We start from the raw sequence: 3392 nt of genomic DNA on the forward strand, positions 1-3392 counted from the left end.
TTATTTCTTTTTCTTTTAATCCTTCCATCATAGTTTTATTTTCATTTTCAATATTTACATTGGAACAAGATAAAAATAAAATAAATGAAAGAAAAATTAAGTTATTTCGTATTTTCATTTTATTCCTCCAAAAATGACCAATCGGTCAGTTGTTTTACTCTTATATTATAATATATTCTGTGCAATAAAAAAAGGAAAAAATCAAAATTTTTCCTTTTTAACTTTTCAATTATTTAATTAATTCCAGAACAGATCCAATATCTTCATCTATACAAATACTTCTATCTTCTATTTCTTGTGGACAAAATACTTCACCATAATTAATACATGCATATATAGATTTTTCATTTATCATTGTCATCTGCCAAAAAGGATATTTTATAATCATTGGAGTATTTGCTCCAACTCCAAGTTCTAAGAATAAAATATGTTTATTTTTATTTTCTTCAAGAAAATTATAATATGCTTCAGAGGCTTTATGCCATCCTTCATCTTCTACAAAAGAGTCATCTATTCTAAGATTTGTTGTCATATCTGAATTATCATCAGGACATTTAGGAATGAGAGCAGTTGGAATTTGCATAGAGATTTCTTTGTTATCAGGAACAATAAATACTCCATTTTTATCTTTGATAAATCCTTGGGCTTCCATTGCTTTCATAACCCAATTTTCATTATCAAAGGTTTTTTGAGTTTTTGGATTAATACTTTGAAATAAACCATAATCTCCTTGAGTATAAAATAATCTATTTTTATCAAAGCCTGCTCTTTGAAATTGATGATCTACATTTGTTGTGATAACAAAATAATTTTTATCTTTTAAAAGAGAAAGGAGATTTCTATAAACAGGCTTTGGAGGGGCTATATATCTATTGAAATAAATCTGTCTTGCCCACCATGCCCATTTAGTTTCGTTATTGGGAAAAGGGTAAAATCCACCAGAATAAATATCTTTTATTCCATATTTTTCAGCAAAATCAAAGAAATACTTTTCAAATCTATTTCCACTATATGTTAAACCAGCAGATGTTGATAAACCTGCACCAGCACCTATTATAATAGTATCAGCATTTTGAATTTCATTTTTTAATCTTTTAAGTTGCACTTCTTTTTTACCTTTTCCAATAGATATATTACCACTCAAATTTCTCACAATATTTAAGCCTTTTTGAATTGTCTCTCTATATCCATTTTTATTATAATAATTCTTCATAATATCTCCTATCTTCATCTTTGAATACATTAAAGATAATTCTTTCCATTGAATTAGGATGTTTTAAAGACCATTCTAATACTGTATTCACAGCAATTTCTGCTGCTCTCTTATTTGGAAAATGAAACTCACCTGTTGATATACAACAAAATGCTAGACTTTTTATACCATTTTCCAAACAGATATTTAATGTATTTTTATAACAATCTTCTAAATTTTTTTCTAATTCAGGACTAAGTCTATTCATAACTATTGGTCCAACAATATGGATTACCTTTTTTGCAGGAAGATTATATGCATTTGTAATCATAGGAATAGCTGTAGTCTGTACATAATCATTTCCATATTTTTCTTTTAATTTTTTCATTTGATTATAACATTCTTCTCTAAGTTGTACTCCCGCAAAAGTATGAATTTGATTGTCTATACAAGTATGCATAGGAACAAAACATCCTAACATTTTAGAATTTGCTGCATTGACAATTGCATCTACTTCAAGTCTTGTTATATCTCCTTGCCAAATAGATAAATTATCTTTAATTATAGGAATATCTGATAATTTTACAATTCCTTTTTCCTTAGCACAAGTAGATAGGTATTCATCTTGCACTTTTATAACTTCTTCTGGCATTTTTTTTGGCATACGAATGTTCATAAGAGAGCGTAAAATACGCTTTTTTTCTATTATATTATCTGGAATTTCTATGTTTTTATAACTAGTAGAATCAGCTTTGAATTTTTCTAAGAGATAATCTAATTTTTCTTCTTGAGTTCTATTCATAATTTTACCTTCTTTCAACTGCTCCAATTGGACAGACTCTAAAACAATTTCCACAGTGCAGACAATGATTTTGCTCAATTACATAGGGTATGCTATCAATGATGATACAATTTTGAGGACAAACTTCAATACACTTATTACATCCAATGCAACTATCTGTAATAAAATATCCATTTGTTTCTTGGCTGGCATTTCCAAAAACAAAGTTTTCTCTTTCTATAGGCTTCTTTGATAAATCGAACCATTCTCCATTTCCTTCATAGATTTGAAATACTGTTAAAGCTTGTCTTGATTCAATAGTTGGATATATCTCGTACATATACTTATTTTTTTCAAATAATTTAGGAATGTTTTCATATCCAAGTTCTTTAACTTTTCCTCTAATAGATACTGCCACTCTTGACATTGTATCTTCACCCTTCATTGCTGTAAATGCAAGAAAATTTTTGTCTTTTAGTCTGTCATAAAAATTTTTACCTTTTGCTGTCAAAAAATATAAACTGTTATCATCTGAATCCATCATATCTATAGCTGCGGTAACTGGAAGTCCATCTTTATCTACAGTAGCAACTATAACTGTATGAATTTCATTTACTATATAACTTAAATAGTCTCTCGTTTCCATTATAATCTCTCCTAAATTATATTTTATTTTTTCAAAAGTTCTTGCATTCCAATTCTTAAATCATCTAGTGTATATTTTTTCATTTCATTTTCCATTGCAAGCTGAATAGTTTTTAGTTTATCATCAAGTAAAGCATGTATATTTTTTCCCACAGGACATTGAGGGTTAGGGCTACTATGAAAATTAAATAAGTCTCCATTTTCCACAGGTTCTATTGCTTGATAGACATCATAAAAACTTATCTCTTTTAAAGGTCTTGTAGGTAATATACCTCCTGTTCCTCTTGCTACTGTAATTAAGCCTGCATTTTTTAGTTGTGTAAGAATTTTCCGAATGATAACAGGATTAGTATTTATACTTCCTGCAAGAAACTCACTTGTAATTTTATATTCATCCTTAAATGTGTCCACACAAGTAAAAATATGTAAGGCTATAGTAAATCTGCTTGATATTTGCATAGTATAATTCTCCTATTATCAAAAGTTAAATTAAAATTTTCCATTTTGATTTTGCCAAGTTGATTTATCTGCTAATGTTTCCATAACATCCCAGTGTTCTGCAATTTTTCCATTTTCAACACGGAATAAGTCATAAAATGTTGTTGCTGCTCCTGCAAAACTTCCTTCACTAACTGCAAGTGCATAATCTCCATCTGCAAGAACAAAATGGGTTTTATTGTATATCATTTGTATTCCTTGTTTTGCCATTGCTTCTAAAGCAGCTCCAAGCCCTGAGACACCGTCTGCAATTGCAACATTGTGTTGAATATAGTT

General features: G+C 28.7%; 4 protein-coding genes and 1 pseudogene. All 5 read right to left on the minus strand.

Annotated features, from left to right (window positions below):
- Window positions 1-229 precede the first annotated feature (229 nt).
- The gene (locus RWJ08_RS07545; protein WP_313961657.1) at window positions 230-1213 is read right to left on the minus strand and encodes a hypothetical protein; all 984 of its coding nucleotides are present in this window, start codon (window positions 1211-1213) and stop codon (window positions 230-232) included.
- Window positions 1197-1994, minus strand: a complete 798-nt coding sequence (locus RWJ08_RS07550; RefSeq protein ID WP_313961658.1) for a protein-ADP-ribose hydrolase — start codon at window positions 1992-1994, stop codon at window positions 1197-1199. Before RWJ08_RS07550 ends, RWJ08_RS07545 begins: the two co-directional genes overlap by 17 nt.
- 4 nt (window positions 1995-1998) lie before the next feature.
- On the minus strand, window positions 1999-2619 hold the full coding sequence (locus RWJ08_RS07555) for a 4Fe-4S binding protein (RefSeq protein ID WP_313961659.1): 621 nt from the start codon (window positions 2617-2619) through the stop codon (window positions 1999-2001).
- A gap of 23 nt (window positions 2620-2642) precedes the next feature.
- The gene (locus RWJ08_RS07560) at window positions 2643-3077 is read right to left on the minus strand and encodes an Rrf2 family transcriptional regulator (protein WP_313961660.1); all 435 of its coding nucleotides are present in this window, start codon (window positions 3075-3077) and stop codon (window positions 2643-2645) included.
- A 30-nt stretch (window positions 3078-3107) separates the two neighbouring features.
- Window positions 3108-3392, minus strand: a pseudogene (locus tag RWJ08_RS07565) (hypothetical protein); the annotation flags it as partial.

It is taken from the genome of uncultured Parvimonas sp. (genome assembly GCF_963524015.1).
GTDB lineage: Bacteria > Bacillota > Clostridia > Tissierellales > Peptoniphilaceae > Parvimonas.